The organism is Metabacillus halosaccharovorans (genome assembly GCF_002019635.1).
Classification (GTDB): Bacteria; Bacillota; Bacilli; order Bacillales; family Bacillaceae; genus Metabacillus; species Metabacillus halosaccharovorans.
Window position 1 is genome coordinate 862,722 of sequence record NZ_KV917372.1, and the last position, 23,543, is coordinate 886,264.

Sequence of the window (23,543 nt, forward strand, 5' to 3'; positions counted from 1 at the left end):
TATCAATGTGTTTACTATTATTTTTTAACTTGGCTCATTACTTCTTCAGCGAAGTTATCTTGACGTTTCTCGATTCCTTCACCAACTTCATAACGGATGAAAGTTTTTACAGTTGCGCCTTTAGACTCAACAAATTGTTTTACTTTTTGATCAGGATTTTTAACAAAGCTTTGATCTAATAAGCAAATTTCTTCAAAATACTTACCAAGACGTCCTTCAACCATTTTAGCAACGATGTTTTCCGGTTTACCTTCGTTCAATGCCTGCTCAGTTAAAACTTTACGCTCATGCTCAGCTTCTTCAGCAGAAACTTGGTCACGTGAAACATATTTTGGGTTAACAGCAGCAGCATGCATCGCAACATCTTTAGCAGCCTCTTCATCAGTTGTACCTTCTAATAGTGTTAATACGCCAATACGTCCGCCCATGTGAAGGTATGCACCGAAAGCATCATTATCAGTTTTCGATAATACTGAAAAACGACGAAGAGTGATTTTCTCACCAATTTTTGCAATTGCTGAGTTAATGTAATCTGCTACTGTAGTTCCATTACTCATTGTTTCAGCTAAAGCAGCTTCAGCATCAGCAGGTTTCTTTTCTAATAAGAAATCAGCTAATCCGTTAATCAATTCTTTGAAACCTTCATTTTTTGCAACGAAGTCAGTTTCAGAGTTTACTTCAAGGATAACAGCTTCATTTCCGTTTACTTTCACTAGAGTAGAACCTTCGGCTGCAATACGATCAGCTTTTTTGGCTGCTTTCGCAATACCCTTTTCACGAAGATAGTCAATTGCTTGATCCATATCTCCATTTGTTTCAGTTAACGCTTTTTTACAATCCATCATTCCAGCGCCAGTTTTTTCACGTAATTCTTTAACCATTTGAGCAGTTACTGCCATAACGGTATTCCTCCTTAAGGTCATATAGGTTTGGGTTACACTAAATCATTCAATAAAAATAGAATGTTCTCATCATTATGTTAGGTTACATCTTATGCTGTAATACATAACATATTGGATTATTCACTTAGTATGTAGCTTGCTTTAAAAAAAGGTGATAAAAGGTCAAATCCCCTTATCACCTTTTGCACATTAAGCAGGTGTTACTGTTTCTTCACCTTGTTTAGATTCTAAAATTGCATCTGCAATTTTTGCAGTAAGAAGTTTTACAGCACGAATTGCATCATCATTTGCAGGAATTACATAATCAATTTCATCCGGATCACAGTTTGTATCAACGATACCAACGATCGGAATGTTTAATTTACGAGCTTCTGCAACAGCGATGCGCTCTTTACGAGGATCGATAATGAATAATGCATCTGGTAATTGCTTCATGTCTTTAATTCCGCCTAGGAATTTTTCAAGACGCTCAAGCTCTTTGTTTAGTTGTACTACTTCTTTTTTAGGAAGTACTTCAAAAGTACCATCTTCCTGCATTCTTTGAATATCTTTTAAACGTTTGATACGTTTTTGGATTGTTTCAAAGTTAGTTAATGTACCACCTAACCAACGTTGGTTTACAAAGTACATACCAGAACGTTCTGCTTCTTCTTTCACAGAATCTTGCGCTTGTTTTTTCGTACCTACGAAAAGAATTGTACCACCTTCAGCTCCAAGTTCTTTAACGAATTTGTAAGCTTCTTCAACCTTTTTAACAGTTTTTTGAAGGTCGATGATGTAAATTCCGTTACGCTCTGTAAAGATGTAACGTTTCATTTTTGGGTTCCAACGGCGAGTTTGGTGACCGAAGTGAACACCAGCTTCAAGCAATTGCTTCATAGAAATTACTGACATGTGTTTGTTCCTCCTAAATGGTTTTTGATCTCCTCCGCTTATATCATCTTTAAGCATAACTGTTCTTTTTAAGCATATGATGTAAAAATAACAGCACCAATACTTAAATCTATAAGCGTGTGTAATAACACCAAAAATTAATATACCACATTGAAATATGACAATCAAGAGTAAAGTGAAGAAACTTTACAGGTTCATCATAACTTTGTCATATAATATAGAGAATAGTCTATAATTGGCGGAATTTAAGAAGTAGTTCAACTTCTGTCTTTCCTTTATTTAACCTTTTTGCAATCTGTTCAACAGTATATCCTTGTTTATAAAGATTTATTGCCTCAATCTCAAATGGAGGCTTATTTTTATTGGGAGTTTGTGTGATTTCAACAATGTCTTCCATGTCGTCTATCCCTGACAAATGTCCAGGCAATTCTTTTGAGTTTACTTCTAACTCCGTTTTGTTGGGAGCCTTTGATTTCTGTTCCGTTTCTGAATAGGAATTTTGGTTTAATTCAATCGCTTCTTCTTTCATTGGGTCCGGTATTCGTTCATTTGAAGATCTTAACAAAGTTTTAATAAGTTTTTCGTTTTCATCCTTCATATCAATTAAAAAACTTGTCATTGAATTTTCTGTTTCTTCAAGAATTTGACGTTGTGTATCTGAAAGATTCTTCATATTTGAATACTTCATATAAAGGACGATAATAAAATAAAAAGCTACTACATGGAGTAGTAAACTTAATAATAGTAAGATAGTAGTTGGCATAGGCATCCTCTCTTAACCAAAAAAGTCAATTTTTTTCCCCTTATAAGGATGGTCAGGATTCTCCTCTTTTTTTTGTTCTTTTTTCTTTTTCTTATTTTGCTCATGATGTTGCTGTGACTGATCTTTCTTCAGTGATAATTTATCACTTTCATTATTTTGTGAAACCTGAGTTCTTTTTAAGTCTACTTCCTTTTGAATAGAGTGTGCAAGTTGATCTTGAATTTGCTGATTTCTTTGATTTAAAAGATCTTGTATCTTACCAGCATCATGTGTTCGTGGTAGAGCAATTTGCATTTCAATATTTTTGAGGCTTATATTAGTCACACCCTTATGATTAGTAAGATATCTCGTTAGACTAATCTATGGTGATTTGTATTTATCATTTATTCTTAGTGGATTACATTTTCTAATATTTTTCGTAACTTGAATAATGCTTTTGAATGAATTTGAGAAATTCTGGATGTTGATAGATTCATAACTTGTCCAATTTCAGTTAATGTTAATTCCTCTTTGTAAAAGAAGCTGATAACCAGCTGTTCTTTCTCACTTAGTTGTGTGATCACTTCCGATAATTGTGCAATCAACTCGTCGTATACCATCTTTTCTTCCGGTGTTTTTTGATTATCATCTTTGACTGTGAAACCAATACTTTCACCATCTTCTTGATCAAACAATTGATCGTCAATCGAAAGAACATTCGCAAAGAAGCCCTCATTCATTACACCAACAACTTCTGACTCAGATAAACCCAGCTCTGCTGCAATTTCCTTTGAAGATATATTTCGAAGATGCTTTTGCTCCAATTTATCAATAACAGCTTCTACACGTTTCGCTTTTTCTCTTGAGCTCCTTGGTAACCAATCTTCTTTTCTTAAACCATCAATTATTGCTCCACGTACTCTGAAAGAAGCATATGTGTCAAACTTTAAATCCCTATTAGGGTCAAATTTTTCTAAGGCATCATATAATCCGAAAAGTCCTAAACTCATTAAGTCATCTTTAGTCACATTTTTTGGGAGTCCTACAGATATTCTTTGAACATGATAAGATACAAGGGGCATATATTTTTTGATGAGTGCATTACCAGCATGTGCATCACGTACATCAATCCATTTTTGCCATATTACATGTTCGTCGGTTTGTGTCAATTGTGTCATTTTTATCCCCCTGATCAACATAAATATCATGAAAAGATCTTCATCTATCTATTCTTTGTTATTTAGTCCCGTAACTTGATTGTTCCAGGATTAAACCCTATATTATTTTTGTCCCTTGGTTGACAGTCCGAATCATTAATTCAGATGTTTTGGGATCAAATTCAATTGTTCTGCCGCTATTTCCACCCACATCTTCATTAAGAATCGGGATATTATATGTCTGTAGTATTCTTCTTACTGCTTCTACGTTTCTAGGTCCTATTCGCATCATGTCATTTGATGATTGAAATTGAAACATTTGAGCACCTCCAGCCACTTTTGCATGGAGAAGTCTCATTTTCGCTCCTGAACCTACTAATTTATTAATTAATAACGGGATTGCACTATCTGCATATTTAGCATGATTAATAGTTGTTTGATTTGCAAGCGATGAGTCAGGTAACATAATATGTGCCAAACCTGCTATTTCATTGATTTTATCAAAAAGGATTAGTCCTACACATGAACCTAAACCTGAAGTCCTTATCCTATTTGGAGATTTCACAATATTGAGGTCAGCAATACCTACTTTAACAATTTCAGACAGTTCATTTTTCATGATTAATACCAAGTGCATCAAATAACTTTTTGAAAGAATTCGGATCAGGTAATAAAAAGAAATGCCCTTTAACAGAATCTATATCAAGCTGATCTTCTTCCTTAATCGCAGTATCAATAATGATTACGTAATCACTTACATGCGATAATTCAATTAAACCATGAGTAATCACTGCACCAAACATATCAATTGTTAAAGCCGGAACAGAAGGATATATCATTAAATCTGTTAAATCTGATAATGATGATAAGTAGGATCCAGTTAAAATATTCCCGAGCTCCTGAAAAGCAGATAATCCCAACTCACTATAAGGTGTTTTTTTCAATGAAAAATCATCATCAGCTATTAACTTTTTAATAAACCGCTCTGCTTGTTCAATACTAAGAACAAAAAATAGTGAACCCGGGATATCACCTTCCATTCTTAAAAACACACTTGCAACAACCACTTCTGGTCCACCAACCAGTTCCATAAGCTCATTAAAAGAAATTACCTTTACATCGGGTACTGTCATATCAATCTTTTTGTCTAGTAACATAGATAAAGATGTAGCAGAATGTCCGGCACCTATATTGCCGACCTCTTTTAATATATCTAAATGAGTTGGCGAAATTGATTTTGTATAATCCATGTCTTTTCTAAATACCCTGAAGTGCTAGTGTTTGATCTGTTTTTAATACTTCATCAAGATCAATCATCACAATTAAACGCTTTTCTAATTTAGCAACACCTTGAATGTATTCAACCTCTACAGAGCCAACAACTTCAGGTGCTGGTTCGATAATATCCTTATGAATATCAATAACATCATTTGCTGCATCCACAATAAAACCAACTTCAATGTCTTCTTTAGAAACAATGATCATTCTTGTACTTTCAGTATCTTCAAGTTCTTGAAGACCAAATCGTTTTCGGAGATCGATAATTGGTGTAACAACACCACGCAAGTTAATTACTCCCTTAATAAATGGAGCTGTCCTTGGAACTCTTGTAATATGCTCAACTTTCTCAATTGAACGTACTTGTTGTACAGGAATTCCATACTCCTCGTCCTGCAGTTGAAAAACAATGACTTTAAGGTCTCCAACTAAATGTTCACTCATTGTAAATACCCCTCTCTAGACATACCCCTATCTATTTACTTCTCTTTAAGTCAACCTTCATCGTGCTTAGTTAATTATTTAATAAGAGCATTACAATCAACAATTAATGCGACTTGACCATCTCCTAAAATAGTCGCTCCCGAAATAGCAAAAACAGAATTCAAATAATTCCCTAACGTTTTCAATACAATTTCCTGCTGTCCAATGAAAGAATCAACGACTAATGCAGCCATTTTTTCTCCTTTACGGACAATAATTAACGAAACAAAATCTTCATCTTCATTTGCACAAGGAACTTCAAAGATTTCGGACAAAAAGACTAATGGTACAATTTTACCTCTAAAATCAATGACTTTTTGATTGTGCGCTTGTAGAATATCTTCTTTTTTAATTACAGCCGTTTCAATAATAGATGATAATGGGATAGCATATTTTTCATTACTTAATTCAACTAACATCACTGAAATAATCGACAATGTCAGTGGCAGCTGTATAGAAAATAATGATCCTTTACCTTCTTTTGCATCAACTGAAACAGTACCACCTAGAGATTCGATCGTACTCTTTACTACATCTAATCCAACACCCCGACCTGATATATCTGAAATCTTGTCAGCTGTTGAAAAACCAGATGAGAAAATCAGCTCATAAACTTGCTTATCCGTTAAAGTAGCAGCTAACTGATCTGTCACCACACCACGATCCAATGCCTTTTTAAGTACACGTTCACGATTAATACCTGCCCCATCATCCTCAATTTCGATAAAGACATGATTTCCGCTATGATACGCACTTAATACTACATGGCCTTCCTCACTCTTACCGTTTCTTACACGTTCCTCCGGCATTTCGATTCCATGGTCAATCGCATTGCGCAGTAAGTGAACAAGCGGATCTCCAATTTCATCAATTACTGTTCGGTCCAGTTCAGTTTCAGCTCCAACAATGTCCAAATGAATTTTTTTATTTAAATCTTTCGCTAATTGTCTAATCATTCTAGGGAAACGGTTGAATACTGTTTCAACTGGAACCATTCTCATATTTAAAATAATGTTTTGTAAATCACCTGAAATCCTTGACATTCTTTCTACCGTCTCATTAAGCTCTGAATTATTTAGATCTCTGGATATTTGCTCCAATCTCCCACGGTCAATAACAAGCTCTTCAAAAAGATTCATCAAGATATCTAAACGTTCAATGTTGACACGGATTGTTTTGGAACTTGTGGCAGCAACCTGTTTTGTTGCTGTTTTCACTTCCTCTTTTACCTGTTCAACTTCTTGTTTTTCAGGAGTTTCATGTTGCTCTCCTGTGCTTATTTCAGATACAGCTGCCGAGACATGATCAAGATCAATTTGTCTTACAATAACATCTTCAATTTCTGACACTTTCATTACTTTGTTAATTAGATCTTCTGAGGATTCTTTTGTAACAAGTGCTACAGTAAATTCATGGTCAAATTTTTCTTCCTCCAAAAGCTCAACTGATGGAACAGATTTAATGACCTCACCAGCTTGTTCTAAAATTTCAAACACCATAAATACTCTTGCAGCCTTTAATAAACAGTCAGTTCTTAATGTAATAGTTAATTCATATGGAGTAAAGCCTTGCTCCATTGATTGTTGAATAACAGCATTTTCATAATCGTCATAAGATCCAATTGATTGCATTAAATGTTGCGGAGCTAATGCGGTATTCGTATCAGCTGTTACCGTTTCACCGTTTTCAATTTGCTTTAACATTTCTACAACTTTTGAAACATCTTTTTTCCCGTCTCCACCTTCAGCAATTGAGAACACCATTTCTTCTAAGTCATCTACAGATGCAAAGACAACATCTAAAATCTCAGCTGTCACTGTAAGCTTTTCATTTCTAATTGCGTCAAGAACGTTTTCCATTTGATGTGTTAAGTTAGCCAAATCTTCGTACCCCATCGTGGCACTCATACCTTTTAATGTATGGGCAGACCTGAATATCTCATTCACAATTGATAGATCCGTAGGATTTTTCTCTAATTCTAGTAATTTTTCATTACATGATTGTAAATGCTCTTTACTTTCTTCAATAAATACTTCCAAATATTGATTCATTTCCATACGGTAACACCCCTAAGTTTCGAGTTGAATATCGGATCAAACAACCAGGACACTGTTGTTTAGTAAAATATAAGATTTTATTTATTAGTATGTTGGTGAAAGAAAATGTAAAATGACTTCAGCAATTTCTTCCACATTTGCAACTCTATCAACTAAATTTGTTGCAACAGCTGATTTAGGCATTCCGTAGACAACAGAAGTCTCTTCTGATTCAGATATAGCCTTCACAACTCCTTTTGACTTCATCTTTTTTAACCCTTCTGAACCATCAGAACCCATTCCTGTCATAATGACAGCAATTTTGCGATAATTGTTTAGTTCACTTACAGATTCAAACATTACGTCAACGGATGGTCGATGACCATTTCTTATGTCTGATTGGTCTATTTTTATTGTTAATGCTGAGCCTGATTTCACAATTTTCATATGTGATCCACCAGGAGCAATATATGCCGTTCCTTTTTTTACAACTTCTCCATTGACAGCTTCTTTTACATCAATCGAAGAGATTGTGTGAAGCCTGTTAGCCAGTGACTGTGTAAAGCCTTGAGGCATATGTTGAACAATAAAAATTGGTGCATTAAGATCTGATGGTAATTTTGTTAATACATGCTGTAAAGCTCTCGGTCCTCCTGTAGAGGTCCCAATACAAACGATCGATTTACCCAATCTGTCATTGTCGAAAGAAACAGGACTTTGGCTATTCTTTGAGTCTATTTTACTATAACTTGTAGTTTTTTGTAATAATTGATTGTTTAATTTCTTTAAATTTGCAGATTTCGCAAGAATAACTTTATTTTTCAGTTCTTCCTTGACCTTATGTAGGTCTAAAGATATAGACCCTGAAGGCTTAGGAATGAAATCAAGAGCACCATATTGCAATGACAAAATCGTATTTTCAGCCCCATCTTTTGTCGTACTTGAAAGCATGATCACTGGCCTTGGACATTTTTTCATAATGATTTTTAAGGCTTCTAATCCATTCATGATAGGCATTTCAACATCTAAAGTAACAACATCCGGATTAAGCTCTTCAATTTTAGTTAAGGCATCCGCTCCATTTCTAGCTGTCCCTACCACTTGAATTTGTTCATGTTCAGAAAGAAAATCAGAAATTAACTTTCTCATAAAAGCTGAGTCATCGACAACTAAGACACTTGTTTTTCTCATAAATGTTACCTGCCTTTCATGAAGAAATGCTTTAGTTTCGAAATAAAAGGTGCTTCTTCTTGAATTTTTTCAATCGTATTCTTCTTTTCTAAATAATTTTGTGAAATCATTTTTAATGCTTTGCTTGCCTGACAACCAGGTTGGAAAAGAATGAAAGGTTTTTGATCGATCACAGCCTTCATAATAGTAGAGTCATCAGGAATTGTTCCAAGTAGAGAAACTTCTCGTTTTAAGAATTGATTGATCGTCTGTTCTAATCTTTTATACGTAGTTTCACCAACTTTCTTATTGAAAGCTCGATTTACGACAATAGTGAATGGAATTGTCCTATTATTTACACAAACATTTTTTATTGCCGCGTACGCATCTGTCATAGAAGTAGGCTCAGGAGTAGTAATCACGATAATTTCATCAACAGATAATAAAAAACGCAAGCTGTCTTCTGAAATACCGGCCCCCATATCGAAAACAATATAATCGTATAATTTAAATAACAATCCAAGTTGCTGAAGAAATCGTTGAAACTTTTCTTCATCCATTGAAAAAATAATACCAAGTCCTGTTCCACCTGAAATATAGTCCAGTCCATTTGGACCGGTAGAAATAATTTCTGAGAGCAACATATCCTGATTGAAGAAATCAACGATTGAATATGCAGAACTTTCTCCAATTAATATATCGATATTTCCCATACCGATATCTAAATCGAATAATAATACTCGTTTCTTTTCTTGTTGTAATGCTAACGAAAAGTTAAGTGAAAAGTTTGACTTTCCCACTCCACCTTTTCCACTCATAACAGCAACAGATTTTGCTTCTGTTTTTAAACTTTTCAAACGTTCTCTTAGACGCTGTGCTTGATCATATGACATTTTTCTTACCTCAACATTTGTTCGACTATACGGTCTCTTGTAGCCACTTCGATATCATCCGGAACATTTTGTCCATGAGTTGTATATGCAATGCCTTTTTTCGTGTTTATCATGACATCAAATAGTGATCCTCTTGTTGATGTTTCGTCCAATTTTGTAAAGATAAGCTTATGAATTGGAATAACAGAAAACTGTTTAAATACGGCAAACATATCAGTTGGCTTTGCCGTTGCGGCTAAAACTAAAAAAGTTTCCATTTCATCATCAAAGTCAATAATTTTCTGCAAATCAGAAACATATTTAGGCTCCAGAAAATTTCGTCCTGCCGTGTCAATAAAAACATAATCATACATTGCTAATTTCTGTTTAGCTTGTTTAAAGTCTTCAGTCGTATAACAAATTTCAATTGGAACATCCAGAATCTTTGCATACGTTTTTAATTGATCAATCGCTGCAATCCGATATGTGTCTGTTGTTATAAATGCAACCTTCTTCTTTCTTTGAAGAACACATTCAGCAGCAAGTTTTGCAAGGGTTGTTGTTTTCCCAACTCCTGTAGGACCGATAACATTAATGTATTTTCGCTTGTAAGAAATACCCCCGAATTCAAGATCTGCCAGGTGATGAGCAAAAAACTCATGTTGCTTTTCAAGTAATTCTTCCTCCGATATGTCACCTTTACGTGCATACCAAAAGTCTAAAAGCTCTGCCATCAATTGACTTCTTAATACGGGTGATATTTCCTGTTCAATCATATTTTCCAGCACTTTTTTTAAAGGCTGTGGATACATATTGATTTTTTCATTTGTAGAAACAGACTTAAGCAACCTTTTCAAATCACTTAATTCATCTAATAGTTGTAATTGATCAATATTTTTTGGTGAATTTGTTTGTACTTGTTGTGCTATATCTAAACCACTATCTTTGATGAGAGGCATTGATGCTTCTTTCCTGACATTTTTTACAGTCTTCGGTTCAATTGGGCTAACATCCGGATCCATTGCAGCAATCACTTCAATTTTCTTTTTAGTGAAGAACCCCAAAAATCCTCCGGTTTGAATCATTTTCGAGTTTAATATGACTGCATCGTTACCCATTTCGCTTCGGATTTTTTTCATCGCTTCTTGCATAGATGTTGCGACATACTTTTTTACCTTCATTCTACATTCACAACCCCAATACTCTGTACTTCAACATTTGCTTCCAGCTCATTGTAAGACAAAATAGGAACTTGAGGAAAATATCGATCTGTTAATTGTCTTACATACATCCTCACAGCAGGAGAACATAATATGATCGGTGTTTGCTGCTCGAGTGATAACATTTCAACTTCCTTTGCAACTGATTCTATAATCAACTGTGAAACATCAGGACTTAATGATAAGTAATTGCCATGTTCGGTTTGTTGTACACCATCAGCAATTAATTTTTCTACTTTACCAGATAAAGTTACGACCTTCAGGATATGGTCCTGTTCAGCATATTGTGCAGTTATTTGCTTAGCTAAGGCTTGTCTTACATATTCCCCCAGTAACTCAGTGTCCGAAGTCATTTTTCCAAAATCAGCTAAGGTTTCAAAAATAATCGGTAAATTTCTAATGGACACTTTTTCACGTAATAACTTAGCGAGTACTTTTTGAATCTCACCAATACCAAGTGGAGTTGGCGTAACTTCTTCTACTAAAATAGGATAGGTTTCCTTTAAATGATCGATTAATTGTTTGGTTTCTTGTCTGCCTAATAATTCATGCGCATGTTGTTTTATGACTTCTGTTATATGTGTTGATACAACAGATGGCGGATCAACAACTGTGTAACCATACATTTCGGCTGTATCCTTTACTTCATCTGTAATCCATTTCGCAGGTAATCCAAAAGAAGGTTCAATTGTATCTATCCCTTCAATTGAATCATCTTCTATTCCGGGAGCCATAGCTAAATAGTGATCTAGTAAGATTTCTCCCTTTGCCAATTCATTTCCCTTGATCTTCAAACGATATTCATTAGGTTGTAACTGAATGTTATCTCTTATTCTTACAACAGGAATGACAATACCTAGTTCAATAGCTAACTGTCTTCTAATCATAACTACCCGATCAAGTAGATCTCCACCCTGATTTGTATCAGCAAGAGGAATTAAGCCGTATCCAAACTCAAATTCAATTGGATCAATATTTAGCAGGTTAACTACACTCTCTGGACTCTTCATTTCGTCCATTTCTATCTCTTGTTCAATTTCTTCTTCATCAGGCACGTTTTGTTCTTTAGATTTTGTAATCATATAGCCTCCAATAGCGAGCAATGCTGCAATTGGAAGTGTTAATAGAATACCAATCGGAGTAAAAATACCCAATAGAAAAATGGTCCCTGCTGCAACATAGAGCATTTTTGGATAAGCAAATAGTTGTTTTGTAATATCAGTACCAAGATTTCCTTCCGATGCAGCACGTGTTACTACAATTCCTGTTGCAGTGGATATTAATAATGCCGGAATTTGGCTGACAATCCCATCACCGACTGTCAGCATTGTGAAATGTGTGGCCGCCTCAGCAATCGGCATACCAAGCTGCATCATGCCAATAATGATGCCAAATAACATATTGATTAATACCATGATAATACCGGCGATCGCATCACCTTTTACGAATTTACTGGCACCATCCATTGCCCCGTAGAAATCAGCTTCATTCGCGATTTTATCTCGTCTTTCACGAGCCTGTTGCTCAGAAATCATCCCTGCATTTAAATCAGCATCAATGCTCATTTGTTTACCAGGCATCGCATCAAGTGTAAAACGGGCAGCTACTTCTGATACACGCTCAGAACCTTTTGTAATAACCACAAACTGAATAACAATTAAAATAATAAAAACAACAAACCCGACCAAAACATTTCCTCCGGTAACAAACGTTCCGAAAGTTTCAACCACTTTTCCTGCATCACCTTCTGCTAATATCGCTCTAGTCGTTGACACGTTTAGGCCTAAGCGAAATAGAGTCAATAGAAGAATTAATGAGGGAAAGATTGAAAATTGCAATGGCTCATTCATATTCATTGACGTAAGAATTACTAATAGTGCAAGAGATATATTTATAATAATTAAAAAGCTTAACAACCAGCCCGGGAACGGAATGATCAACATTGCCACAATTAAAATAACACTAAGTAATACAGATAAGTCTTTTCCGGACATGTTTTTTCTCTCCTTAAACCCAATCAATCTATTGAATTAGTAGATATAATCACTATTATGAAATAGATTTCGCTTGATATACATACGCGATAATCTCTGCAACAGCCTGAAAAAACTCATCTGGAATTGCTTGTCCAATATCTACCTGAGCATAAAGGGCTCTTGCAAGGGGGCGATTTTCTACCATCATGACATCATTCTCTTTTGCGATTTCTTTTATTTTTTGTGCAACCATGTCTACTCCCATAGCGACAACATAAGGAGCATCCATTTTTGTTTCATCATATTTTAACGCAATAGCATAGTGAGTTGGGTTGGTGATGACAACATCTGCTGTAGGAACATCCTGCATCATTCTTCTCATCGCCATTTCACGTTGCCTTTGCTTTATTTTTGATTTTATGAGCGGGTCACCTTCAGATTTTTTATATTCATCCTTAATGTCTTGTTTAGACATTCTTAGGTTTTTTTCATAGTCATATTTCTGATACATATAATCCAGCAATGATAATAATAGTAGAGCAATCGACGCAGATAGCCCCATCTTAACAGTTAATGACCCGATAAATTGCAGTGACTGCTCCACAGTCATTTGTGACAATCTCAATACATTATCAAGTTCTAGCCATAAAACAGAAAATGTTACAACTCCAACAAAGGAGATTTTTAATAACGATTTAACCAGTTCAACTAACGCACGTATTGAATAGATCCGTTTAAAACCTTGGATTGGATCCAATTTATTTAGCTTCATCTGAATAGCTTCAGTTGAAAATAAAAAGCCTACTTGCAAATAATTTGCTAAAACCCCTGCAACCAAAGCAACGCCCATAACCGGTGCTAAAATCATAGTTGCTTGATAAGCAAGTGTTAAAAAAACGTCATGAACATTTTGATTTGTTACATCAATTAATAAATAATCTTGGAATATACCTCTTAGCATAATAAGTATACGATCTCTCATGAAAGCGCCAATGAATAAAAATGATAAAAAAACAGTAAGAAGTGAAAGTGCCGTATTTACATCTGCACTTTTAGCTACCTGACCTTTTTTTCTTGCATCCTGTTTTTTTCGTGGAGTAGCTTTCTCGGTCTTTTCTCCAGAAAAAAACTGCAAATCTAATCTAAGTAGGTTGATTGCCTCCACCTCCGAACAACTCCATTAAACCACGCATTGTATACGTCATCGTCTCAAATAATTGTGACATTAATAAAAATAATGCGCTCATTGTTAAAATGAGCATGATAAAACTAACAATAATTTTCAAAGGCAATCCAACAACAAAAATGTTCAATTGAGGAACAGTTCTTGCAACAATTCCTAAAGCTATATCTACTAAAAAAAGCGATCCTACCACAGGAATTGACATTTGAAAAGCAATGATAAACATTGAATTAAATGAAGTGATAATAAACTCAATAATATTTTCATTACCCATTGGAAGAAAAGGTTGATTTATTGGCACAAATTGATAGCTGTAATATATACCATCCAATAAAAGGTGATGTGCGTTTGTTGTAATAAGTAATAATAATGCAAAAGTGTACAAGAATTGACCTATTAGCGGGCTTTGTGCTCCTGTTTGAGGATCAATTACATTCGCTATAGCAAATCCCATTTGAAAATCGATAAAGCTGCCGGCAATTTGAACTGCAACAAGGATAAAGTATGCGGAAAATCCGATCGCAAGGCCCAGTAATACCTCTTTTAAAATAAGCATGAAATACTGACCATCAACTTCAATAGGCGGCGGGTTTATAGAAAAAAACATGATCCATGCTAAAAAGAAAGAGAAACCAATTTTATGTGTATTAGGAATATTTCGATATGAGAAAAAAGGCATTGTTACAAAAAAAGCCGTAACCCTCATAAAAATCAGAAGAAATGCAGGATAATTTTCCAGTAAAGTTACCATTTTATCCTACAAACCTATTTAAATTTCCAAAGATATCTTGAGCATAAGATATAAGAGTAGTCAACATCCAGGGGCCAAAAAATATTAAGCCTACTAATACGGCGACGATCTTTGGGATAAAGGCCAGTGTTTGTTCTTGAATTTGTGTTGTAGCTTGAAAAATACTTACAATAAGTCCAATGACTAATGCTACTAACAAAAGAGGTCCACATATGATCAGTACAGTATAAACAGCTTTTTCAGCTAATGAAATAACAAACTCGGAGCTCATTCATTCACACCCTTCTAAAAACTTTGTAACAATGACTTCACAATTAAATACCAACCATCTACTAATACAAATAGAAGAATTTTAAAAGGCAGAGAAATCATAACTGGTGGTAACATCATCATTCCCATGGACATCAAGATACTTGCAACGACCATATCAATAACTAAAAACGGAATAAAAATCATAAAACCAATTTGAAAAGCGGTTTTTATTTCACTTATAGCAAAGGCAGGAACAAGAGCAGTTAATGGTATTTCTTCTATGGAATTAGGATTTTCTATGCCAGCATAATTTAAAAATAAAGCTAAATCTTTTTGCCTGGTGTGCTTGCTCATAAATTCTTTGAAAGGATTTGCAGCTCTTTCATAAGCTTCTTCGAGACCTATTTCCTCATTAAAAAGAGGCGTTAACGCCTGTTCATTTACTTGAGAAAATGTAGGTGCCATTATGAAAAATGTTAGAAACATAGCTATACCGATTAAAACTTGATTCGGTGGCATTGATTGTGTTGCAAGTGAAGTACGAACAAATGACAATACAATAATAATTCTTGTAAAGCAAGTCATCAATATTAAAATACTGGGTGCAATAGATAATACCGTTAATAATAATAGAAGCTTTACAGAAGTACTGACGTCTTCCGGGTTACTATTATTAAAAAACTCCATAAACTCATTCATTCTTCTTTAGACCCTTTCTTTTAATATCATTAAACTGTTTTGTTCGTTCTTCCTTTATTTTTTGTAATTGTTCATTTAACTTTGTTGAAAAAACTGGTGTATTAGAGTTTGAAATGGTTTTCTTCCCTTTTGATTGCTGAACAATTGTTGAAGCTAACTTTTGGAATATATCTTTCGAATCAATGACCGTTTCTTGTTTTCTCTCGAAGTCTTCAATAATGCTCTTACTTTCCTGCTCATCCTCAATTTCCTTTAACAAAGTAATCGACTCGCCAACTCCGACAACTAACACGTGTTTTCCGACTTTTACCATTTGAACTGATTTATTTTGCCCTAGATTTGTTCCGCCTAAATTCACAATAGTTTGCCCTTGCTGAAAAACACGATTTTTCTTGGTGACAAACTTCAATAAGATATATATAAGAAATATAATAAAACCTAAAGCAAAAATCATCTTAATAAAATCCCATGCAGTTATCGAAAGTGCATCCCCCTGTACTTCGGTTTCTTCATTTTGTTGCACTTCATCTTGTATTCCCGGGTTTTCATTTAATTGATTTTGATTATTTTCTTGCTCTTGCTTATTTTCTTGCTCTTGCTTATTTATATTTTCATATACACTTTCATTTGGTGAGTCCTCCGCAACTACAATCGCTGTAGGTTGCGGAGCAAAAAAGATAAGAGCTATTACCGTCAATAAGAGGGTTTTTCTATGAAGCAAAGTCTCTCCACCTTTAACTTAATGTTTTTCCAATAGCCTCTAAAACACGATCAGCTTGGAAAGGTTTTACAATAAAGTCTTTAGCACCAGCTTGAATAGCATCAATAACCATTGCTTGTTGCCCCATAGCCGAGCACATTATAACTTTAGCATTGCTGTTAATTTTTTTAATTTCTTTTAATGCTGCAATTCCATCCATTTCAGGCATTGTGATGTCCATCGTTACTAAATCTGGTTGATGTTCTTTGTATTTTTCTACAGCTTGTGCACCATCAGCTGCTTCAGCTACTACTTCATACCCATTTTTCGTTAAGATATCTTTAATCATCATTCTCATAAAAGCTGCATCGTCTACTATCATAATTTTGTGTGCCATTTTCCCCACTCCTACTTAACAATTTATTTTAGTTTGTTTAATCGTTCTGATTGACTAATAATATCTGTTACACGGACACCAAAGTTCTCATCAATAACAACAACTTCCCCTTTTGCAACAATCTTGTTGTTAACTAGTATATCAACATGTTCTCCAGCAAGTTTATCTAATTCAATGATAGAGCCTGAAGATAATTCAAGAATTTCTTTTACGGAACGTTTTGTTCTGCCTAATTCCACCGTAACCTTTAAAGGGATGTCTAACAGCATATCTAAGTTTTGCATTCCCTGCTGTTGATATGAAACTTGCTCAAAAGAAGCAAATTCAGCAGGTTTTACATTAACTGAAGGCTGTGGCCTTTGTTGAATATGCTGCCCGGGAACAGATTCGTACATTGGTTGTCCGAATTGTTGCTGGTACATTTGGTTATCAAAACTCGGCTGTTGTTGATGCATTTGTTGCTCATATACAGGTTGAGCATGTGAGTTACTCTGTTGAGTATCATTTTGATATGAATGTGTAATCTCAGGTATCGGTGCATGTGTCACAGCTTGTGGCTCTTGAACCTCTTTAATTGCTTCGGCAGTAGCAGCAGCCTCCTGCTTTGGATTAATTAATTGATCTATAAGATACTTGGCAAAATGTAATGGCAATAATTGCATGATATTTGAATCAATTAATGTTCCAATTTTTAACCTGAAAGATACCTGCACAAATAATTCTTCATTTGGTATTGTATTTGCATCTTCCGTTTCATTTGCATCTAGAAGTTCTACACTTGGCGGAGAGATGTCTACCTTTTTATTAAATATGGTTGACATAGATGTTGCGGCAGAACCCATCATTTGATTCATTGCTTCTTGTACTGCACTGACTTGTATTTCCCCCAACATTTCATCAGGGTTTGTTCCGTCTCCACCGATCATTAAATCTGCAATAATAGCTGCATCGCTTTGCTTAATAACCAACAAGTTGCTTCCTGAAAATCCTTCTGTATAATTCACTTCTATTGCAACATAAGGATGTTGAAATTGTTCACCTAATTTATTTTTGTGAATGATTGACACGCTTGGTGTCGTAATTTCAACCTTTTGTTGTAAAAGAGTTGATAAAGCTGTTGCTGAGCTTCCAAATGAAATATTTCCTATTTCACCAATTGCGTCTTCTTCCATTGCGTCAAAATAATCTTCATTATTTAAACGTTCTTCTGTCTCCACAGGATTTTCTTCTTCATCAATACTTGAGCCTTTTAATAGCGCATCGATTTCATCCTGCGATAACATATCATTACTCACCATCTTCGTCACCTCTCGATAAGTGGTCAATAATTTGAACCGCTAATTTTTTGTTCATTTTTCCAGGTTGTCCTGTAAACTTTGGCTTATCACCTATTTTAACCAACAATGGTTGGTCAATGGCACAATCTAATTGAATGACATCACCAAGTTGTAATTGAAGAAAGTCTTGTATTGATATATCTGATGTTCCAAGCTCAGCTGCAATTGTAAGATCAGCAAGATTAATTTGTTTTTTTAATGCATCTATCTCATATTGCTTTGGCTCTTTTCTGTCAGATTGCATCCAATAATGCACAGATAATTTCGGAATAATAGGTTCTAAAACAACGTGCGGAATACACAGGTTTATCATTCCGCTTGTTTCTCCCACTTGAATATTCAAGGATATTACAACAACCGTTTCATTAGGGGAAACCATTTGTAAAAACTGTGGGTTAACTTCAAATTCCAACATACTTGGTTCAATTTCAATTAATGATTCCCATGCCTCTTGATAATTATCTAATGATTTCTCAAAAATATTTGAAATAATTTTCGTTTCAATTTCTGTTAAATTTTCTATTTTATTAACACTCGCTCCGATTCCACCCATAATTCGATCCATCATAGCGTATGCTATATTAGGATTAACTTCCATAAGTACTCTGCCTTCTAATGGAGCTACTTCAAAAATATTTAAAACCGTCATTTTAGGAATGGATCGGATAAATTCCTCATATGGCAGTTGGTCAACAGATCCAACTGTAATCTGTATATATGTGCGTAATTGAGCTGAAAAATAAGTAGTTAAAAGTCTAGCAAAGTTTTCATGAATTCTTGTTAAGCTTCGGATTTGATCCTTTGAAAAACGTAAAGCTCGTTTAAAATCATAAACCTTTACTTTTTTACTCGACTCTTCTTTTTTCAGTTCATCTGCATCCATCTCACCAGTTGAAATGGCGGATAGCAAGGCGTCAATTTCACTTTGTGATAAAATATCACCTGCCAAAGTTTTCACCTCCTATTTTGTTTTAATGTTCAATTATTGAAGGATATAGGATGTGGTATAAACCTTTTTGACCTTGCCTTCTTGCATTAATGCATTAATTTTTTGGGATATGGACTCTTTGAGCTTATTCATTCCTTCGGTTCCTTCTAATTGTGTAGCCTCGATATTAGCTAGCTCTGAAATAATAATATCCTGTGCTTGGAAAGAACGCTGTGTTAATTCTTCTTTTGCTTTTTTTGAATCTGTTTCAATTTTAAATGATATGCGCACAATATTACCACTGGATAAATTTGTGGTTATTTCGGGTATATCAACAGATGCCTCAACAACTTCTTCTATTGAAGGTTCTTTATGCTCATCTTCATTTCCTAAAAATTTAGTAACGACTACTAGTGCTGTAACACCAATTAATGTAATAGACCCTAAAATAACTAGCATAATGGTTAAAAGCTTCTTATTCATCACCAAAAACCTCCGTGTCTTTTTTCAAAGACAAAACATTGATATCCCGATAAAAGGAAGAAATTTTCATAGTCACCTCATGCTGAGGTTCTCTTACAACATATTTATGACCATTCGTTAAGGTTATGGTTGTATCAGGAAATGACTCAATCACTTCAATGTATAAAGCATTTAATGTAAATGACTTTCCATTCAACCTTGTTAATTGAATCATATTTACAGAGGCTAACGTAAAAGTTCTAAATGTTAGCCTCTTCCCCCCTTGTTATCGTTTTAGACCCATTAATTCTTGTAAAATTTCGTCTGACGTTGTAATAATTTTTGTATTTGATTGGAATCCACGCTGTGCAACAATCATTTCTGTGAATTCTTCTGATAAATCTACGTTCGACATTTCTAGAGCACCTGCAATAATGGAGGCTGCTCCTTCAGTGCCTGGTGTAAATAGCTCGTCTAATTGAATACCATTTCCGTCTTTATCAACTGATCCAGAGTTTGAGGATTCTCTATAAAGGTTTCCACCCGCTTTTTCAAGACCTCCTGCATTCGCAAAGTTCGCAATTCGGATTTGTCCTGCAACATTTAATTGTCCACTGCTGTTAACAAACGTCACTGTTCCGTCAGGTCCAATAGAAAAGCTCTGTGCATCCAGAGGGATTTGAATTAATCCTGCTTCACCACTTAATGATTCAGACCAACTTGGTTTTAGTAAACTTTCCGCTGCATTTTCAAAGGTAACAACTGATTGAGCTACTTGCTCTAAATCAACTTTAAAGTTTGAAATTTTGTCCATTAGAGCTTTAGCCGTATCAAGGTCTGTTGTAGCAATAGTACCTGAGGCTACAACAGTTGACGGATATTCTCCAGGTTGTAGTTGTTTTACTGTTGTAGATATTTCACTAATAATTTCAGTAATAGGTTGAGTATTATTGAAACCAGTAGTTGTATTTGTAATACTATTATTTAGCATTGCCACACTTTCAGTTACTCCACCTGTATCATTAAAGCGAATTGCTATATCCTTAAAGCCTTTATTTGTATAATTACCAGCACCCTCTACATAATTTTTAAAATCAGTATGTGCTGCTGTTAATGCGTTATGAGCTGAAGTCAAATTTGAACCAGATGCGACAGCATCATTGTATTCATTGTATGCACTAATTAGAGTATCTGTTTTCTTTTCTAAAACTTTAACTGCATCTGTAATGTTTTTATAAGAACCTTCAAATTGAGTTATGCTTGTTAAAGCATTATTTCCTTTTGTAATATGGTCTGCACTAGGTAATGACTTTTCACCAGTTTCACCTACTAAAAACAAACCATCAGAGGTCACTAAATATCCCCGGTCATCTAAATAGAAGTTTCCAGCTCTTGTATAGCTAAGATTCATCGAACGGTCGATAGCACCTGTTATAATGTTGTCACCAACTTGATTACCACGATCTATACCAACACGTGCCAAATCTGAAATTGTAGCAACTGGGAAGAAACCATCACCAGATAGAGCTAAGTCTAATGTTCTTGCTGTCGTTTGTGTTGCACCTGTTGTATGAATAACATCTATTGATGATGTTTGAGTTCCTAAACCAATTTGCTGTGCGTTTGTTCCTCCACGAGCGCCATTTGCTGCACCAGCTCCAGAAATTTGTTGACTAATTAGGTCTTTGAATGTTGTACGAGATTTTTTAAATCCATAGGTATTTACATTCGCTATATTATTTCCAATAACATCCAGTTTTGTTTGGAAGTTTTTCATACCACTTATACCTGAATACATTGAACGTAACATTTTACTCTCTCCTCTTTTATTGGACAATGTTGTTTCGGTCAATCCACAACATAAGCTTCCTTATTGGACCAGCTTTTTTAATCCATAATGATCGTTCCATTTATATTTGTGAAAATCTGTGATTTAGCTTCTTCCTTATTCATTGCAGTTACAACTGTTTTGTTACTAGCACTCACAATCAAAGCAGCATCCTGCAATATAATAAGAGAATCTGTAACTCCTTTATGCCGTGCCTCTTGAATTTTCTCTTCTATTAAGTTCCATTCATTTATAGAAATATTTATCTCTCTCTCTTGGATTCTTAATTGTGCATGTTTACTTATCTTGAGTGACTGATTTTGTACATCTCCAAGTACTTCTTTAAACGAAGGTTGTGACTTTGTAACATTGGTCTTATTCGTAATTAAGCCTAGTGGGTGAGAGTGAACTTGTTTAACCTGCATTACCATCACAACTCCTCTATTCTTCAGGCTTGCTAATTTTCACAACTAAATTACTGCTTATTTCTTTTCCATTTTCAAGCTCAAGAATTATTTCATTATTTTTTTGTTTGATCGCTTTAACAATTCCAACTTCTACACCCTCAGAGTCAGCATCCGACCACTCTACTGATTTACCAATCATTTCTGAATATTTTAAAATTGAATCAGTTTTCGTTTGAGAATTAACGAATTTTTCCAACAAAGAATTCATGTTAGTCATTTGTTCTAGTGAAGAAAAATTTGCCATCTGAGAAATGAATTCTTTGTCTTCCATTGGATTCAATGGATCTTGATTTTGCAGCTGTGTCATAAGTATTTTTAAGAATTCATCTTTACCAAGATTTGAACCAGAGCTTCGAGTTTGAGTCCTGTTTGATAATAATAAACTCGAGTCGATAGATATAGTCATTAGTAAACCTCCCTAAATTGAAAAATTTAATGCTTCTTGAAGCGAGTCTTTAAAATTCATATCATTCTCTTCTTCATTATTAGAGGATGAATTTTTATTTTCCTTTTCAGTTTCCTGCTTTGTATCGTTGTTATCTCTAAAAAATTTAGGGATATCATCAGTAAAAATATCAAATTTTTCAAATTCAATATTCATATTAGGTAAAGCTTGTTTCAACTGAGATCCACTGTGTTCTAAAAGCTCTTTAGCTGATTGAGTAGCTGCAATAATTTTGGCAACCATTTCACCATTTCTTTGTTGAACAATTTTAATTGTTATTGACCCTAAATGTTCCGGTGTTAATTTGATGACGAATCTGCTTGTCCCATTATTTAATAGTGAGAATTTACTATTCTTTAATAAGTCCACCATTTTATTTGTTAATTCTTCTCTTGTTGAAGTAATTGTGGGTTTATTTTCGCCTACGGTCATAAAATGGTCTGTTTTAATAAATTTCTCAAGATGAATTGTTACAGTTTCTTCTATAAGATTAGAAGATTTCAACGGAACATTTTTGGTTTGAAGTAAAGACAAATTTGTATTATTTAATTGATTAGTAATTTTTGTCGATTCACCAATATTGACTAATTTTGACAGTAAATTTTTAATTTCCCCTAAATCATTAGAAGACAATAGTTTTTGCATGTTCTCAGTTGCATTTGAATTGTCTAAAAGATTTTTATTGAGCAAATCTATTGCAAGAGCTTTGTCAGATAATTTTCCTGTAACGCTTAAAATTTCACTTAAGTAGCGTAATTCATCCAAAACTTGCACCTTTGCATTACTAATTAGAATTTGTCCTTCAAGCAAGGCCTTATCTTCAAGTTTCATGTTATCAAGCTTAAGAAATATGTTTTGAAAGGTAAGTACTTGCGGAGGTTCATAGCTTTCAAAGTCGATTTTTAAAAGCTCATTTAAATCAGTCATTAACTGGTTTGTATCAATCTCATCATTCTTTTTAGATAGTGTCTCAATTTTTGTTACTAATGCTAACACTGTAATACCCAATGGATACTGATCTGTAGAATCAAATAAATTATTCATTAATCCAGATTGATTAAACAATTCATTTAATTTAGTTTGCAAAATTGAAAGATACTCATTAAGGTCTTCCCCTGTGATTTCTAAAATATCTAAATTCTCGTCTTGTTCATCTAAAATTTCTTTTATTACATGTTTTACTTTAGTTAATACATTATTTTTATCCTCTTGATTCGTTTTTTCAGCTGTAGACGTTCCTCCCTTAAGGGCAGAATCAACATAATTCTTAAAACTACTACTGTTTTGTACCTGATTTGTTTTCTTTAAAGGAGTGCTTTGAATATCAAAAGCAGTAAAAACCTTCACCTTATATATCCACCTCC

Annotated in this window: 27 protein-coding genes; all 27 read right to left on the reverse strand. The window is 34.4% G+C overall.

What is annotated here, in order from left to right:
* Window positions 1-17 precede the first annotated feature (17 nt).
* Window positions 18-899: a translation elongation factor Ts gene (gene tsf, locus BK577_RS18510; RefSeq protein WP_078434324.1), complete on the reverse strand. Its 882-nt coding sequence runs from the start codon at window positions 897-899 to the stop codon at window positions 18-20.
* 192 nt (window positions 900-1,091) lie between these two features.
* Window positions 1,092-1,796: a 30S ribosomal protein S2 gene (gene rpsB / locus BK577_RS18515; protein WP_026559324.1), complete on the reverse strand. Its 705-nt coding sequence runs from the start codon at window positions 1,794-1,796 to the stop codon at window positions 1,092-1,094.
* 229 nt (window positions 1,797-2,025) lie between these two features.
* A complete protein-coding gene (locus tag BK577_RS18520; protein WP_078434325.1) occupies window positions 2,026-2,559 on the reverse strand; it encodes a hypothetical protein in 534 nt (177 codons plus the stop codon).
* A 12-nt stretch (window positions 2,560-2,571) separates the two neighbouring features.
* Window positions 2,572-2,883 carry a hypothetical protein gene (locus tag BK577_RS18525; protein ID WP_139367387.1) on the reverse strand — a complete coding sequence of 104 codons (312 nt, stop codon included), beginning with the start codon at window positions 2,881-2,883 and terminating at the stop codon, window positions 2,572-2,574.
* Between the two features lie 65 nt (window positions 2,884-2,948).
* The gene (locus BK577_RS18530) at window positions 2,949-3,716 is read right to left on the reverse strand and encodes a FliA/WhiG family RNA polymerase sigma factor (RefSeq protein WP_078434327.1); all 768 of its coding nucleotides are present in this window, start codon (window positions 3,714-3,716) and stop codon (window positions 2,949-2,951) included.
* 97 nt (window positions 3,717-3,813) lie between these two features.
* Entirely contained in the window at window positions 3,814-4,314 is a 501-nt protein-coding gene (locus BK577_RS18535; RefSeq protein ID WP_078434328.1) for a chemotaxis protein CheD, read from the reverse strand.
* Window positions 4,304-4,945, reverse strand: coding sequence for a chemotaxis protein CheC (locus BK577_RS18540; protein WP_078434329.1), 642 nt, complete (start codon window positions 4,943-4,945; stop codon window positions 4,304-4,306). The genes BK577_RS18535 and BK577_RS18540 overlap by 11 nt, the downstream gene beginning before the upstream one ends.
* A gap of 7 nt (window positions 4,946-4,952) precedes the next feature.
* Complete coding sequence (locus BK577_RS18545) at window positions 4,953-5,417, reverse strand: chemotaxis protein CheW (protein WP_078434330.1); 465 nt, start codon at window positions 5,415-5,417, stop codon at window positions 4,953-4,955.
* A 74-nt stretch (window positions 5,418-5,491) separates the two neighbouring features.
* Window positions 5,492-7,513, reverse strand: a complete 2,022-nt coding sequence (locus tag BK577_RS18550; RefSeq protein ID WP_078434331.1) for a chemotaxis protein CheA — start codon at window positions 7,511-7,513, stop codon at window positions 5,492-5,494.
* Between the two features lie 84 nt (window positions 7,514-7,597).
* Window positions 7,598-8,683, reverse strand: a complete 1,086-nt coding sequence (locus BK577_RS18555; RefSeq protein WP_078434332.1) for a protein-glutamate methylesterase/protein-glutamine glutaminase — start codon at window positions 8,681-8,683, stop codon at window positions 7,598-7,600.
* A 5-nt stretch (window positions 8,684-8,688) separates the two neighbouring features.
* A complete protein-coding gene (locus BK577_RS18560) occupies window positions 8,689-9,555 on the reverse strand; it encodes a MinD/ParA family protein (RefSeq protein ID WP_078434333.1) in 867 nt (288 codons plus the stop codon).
* A 5-nt stretch (window positions 9,556-9,560) separates the two neighbouring features.
* Window positions 9,561-10,715: a flagellar biosynthesis GTPase FlhF gene (gene flhF / locus BK577_RS18565; protein WP_078434334.1), complete on the reverse strand. Its 1,155-nt coding sequence runs from the start codon at window positions 10,713-10,715 to the stop codon at window positions 9,561-9,563.
* Window positions 10,712-12,748, reverse strand: coding sequence for a flagellar biosynthesis protein FlhA (flhA, locus tag BK577_RS18570; protein ID WP_078434335.1), 2,037 nt, complete (start codon window positions 12,746-12,748; stop codon window positions 10,712-10,714). Before flhA ends, flhF begins: the two co-directional genes overlap by 4 nt.
* Before the next feature lie 55 nt (window positions 12,749-12,803).
* Window positions 12,804-13,886, reverse strand: a complete 1,083-nt coding sequence (gene flhB, locus BK577_RS18575) for a flagellar biosynthesis protein FlhB (protein ID WP_078435313.1) — start codon at window positions 13,884-13,886, stop codon at window positions 12,804-12,806.
* Window positions 13,873-14,664 (reverse strand): flagellar biosynthetic protein FliR, encoded by a 792-nt coding sequence (gene fliR, locus BK577_RS18580; RefSeq protein WP_078434336.1) that lies wholly within the window; start codon window positions 14,662-14,664, stop codon window positions 13,873-13,875. The genes flhB and fliR overlap by 14 nt, the downstream gene beginning before the upstream one ends.
* A gap of 1 nt (window position 14,665) precedes the next feature.
* Window positions 14,666-14,935: a flagellar biosynthesis protein FliQ gene (fliQ, locus tag BK577_RS18585; RefSeq protein ID WP_078434337.1), complete on the reverse strand. Its 270-nt coding sequence runs from the start codon at window positions 14,933-14,935 to the stop codon at window positions 14,666-14,668.
* Between the two features lie 14 nt (window positions 14,936-14,949).
* The gene (fliP, locus tag BK577_RS18590) at window positions 14,950-15,615 is read right to left on the reverse strand and encodes a flagellar type III secretion system pore protein FliP (protein ID WP_078434338.1); all 666 of its coding nucleotides are present in this window, start codon (window positions 15,613-15,615) and stop codon (window positions 14,950-14,952) included.
* Window positions 15,608-16,336 carry a flagellar biosynthetic protein FliO gene (locus tag BK577_RS18595; RefSeq protein WP_078434339.1) on the reverse strand — a complete coding sequence of 243 codons (729 nt, stop codon included), beginning with the start codon at window positions 16,334-16,336 and terminating at the stop codon, window positions 15,608-15,610. The genes fliP and BK577_RS18595 overlap by 8 nt, the downstream gene beginning before the upstream one ends.
* Window positions 16,337-16,349: 13 nt before the next feature.
* The gene (gene cheY, locus BK577_RS18600; protein WP_026559341.1) at window positions 16,350-16,712 is read right to left on the reverse strand and encodes a chemotaxis protein CheY; all 363 of its coding nucleotides are present in this window, start codon (window positions 16,710-16,712) and stop codon (window positions 16,350-16,352) included.
* 23 nt (window positions 16,713-16,735) lie between these two features.
* Window positions 16,736-18,010, reverse strand: coding sequence for a flagellar motor switch phosphatase FliY (fliY, locus tag BK577_RS18605; RefSeq protein WP_078434340.1), 1,275 nt, complete (start codon window positions 18,008-18,010; stop codon window positions 16,736-16,738).
* Window positions 18,000-18,998: a flagellar motor switch protein FliM gene (fliM, locus tag BK577_RS18610; RefSeq protein ID WP_078434341.1), complete on the reverse strand. Its 999-nt coding sequence runs from the start codon at window positions 18,996-18,998 to the stop codon at window positions 18,000-18,002. Before fliM ends, fliY begins: the two co-directional genes overlap by 11 nt.
* 33 nt (window positions 18,999-19,031) lie before the next feature.
* Window positions 19,032-19,460, reverse strand: coding sequence for a flagellar basal body-associated protein FliL (fliL, locus tag BK577_RS18615; RefSeq protein WP_180321227.1), 429 nt, complete (start codon window positions 19,458-19,460; stop codon window positions 19,032-19,034).
* Entirely contained in the window at window positions 19,453-19,674 is a 222-nt protein-coding gene (locus BK577_RS18620) for a flagellar FlbD family protein (RefSeq protein WP_078434343.1), read from the reverse strand. The genes fliL and BK577_RS18620 overlap by 8 nt, the downstream gene beginning before the upstream one ends.
* Before the next feature lie 51 nt (window positions 19,675-19,725).
* The gene (locus tag BK577_RS18625; RefSeq protein WP_078434344.1) at window positions 19,726-21,249 is read right to left on the reverse strand and encodes a flagellar hook-basal body complex protein; all 1,524 of its coding nucleotides are present in this window, start codon (window positions 21,247-21,249) and stop codon (window positions 19,726-19,728) included.
* A 77-nt stretch (window positions 21,250-21,326) separates the two neighbouring features.
* Window positions 21,327-21,692, reverse strand: a complete 366-nt coding sequence (locus tag BK577_RS18630) for a TIGR02530 family flagellar biosynthesis protein (protein ID WP_078434345.1) — start codon at window positions 21,690-21,692, stop codon at window positions 21,327-21,329.
* Between the two features lie 16 nt (window positions 21,693-21,708).
* Window positions 21,709-22,140, reverse strand: a complete 432-nt coding sequence (gene flgD / locus BK577_RS18635; RefSeq protein ID WP_078434346.1) for a flagellar hook assembly protein FlgD — start codon at window positions 22,138-22,140, stop codon at window positions 21,709-21,711.
* A gap of 12 nt (window positions 22,141-22,152) precedes the next feature.
* Window positions 22,153-23,526 (reverse strand): flagellar hook-length control protein FliK, encoded by a 1,374-nt coding sequence (locus BK577_RS18640; RefSeq protein ID WP_078434347.1) that lies wholly within the window; start codon window positions 23,524-23,526, stop codon window positions 22,153-22,155.
* Between the last annotated feature and the right edge of the window lie 17 nt (window positions 23,527-23,543).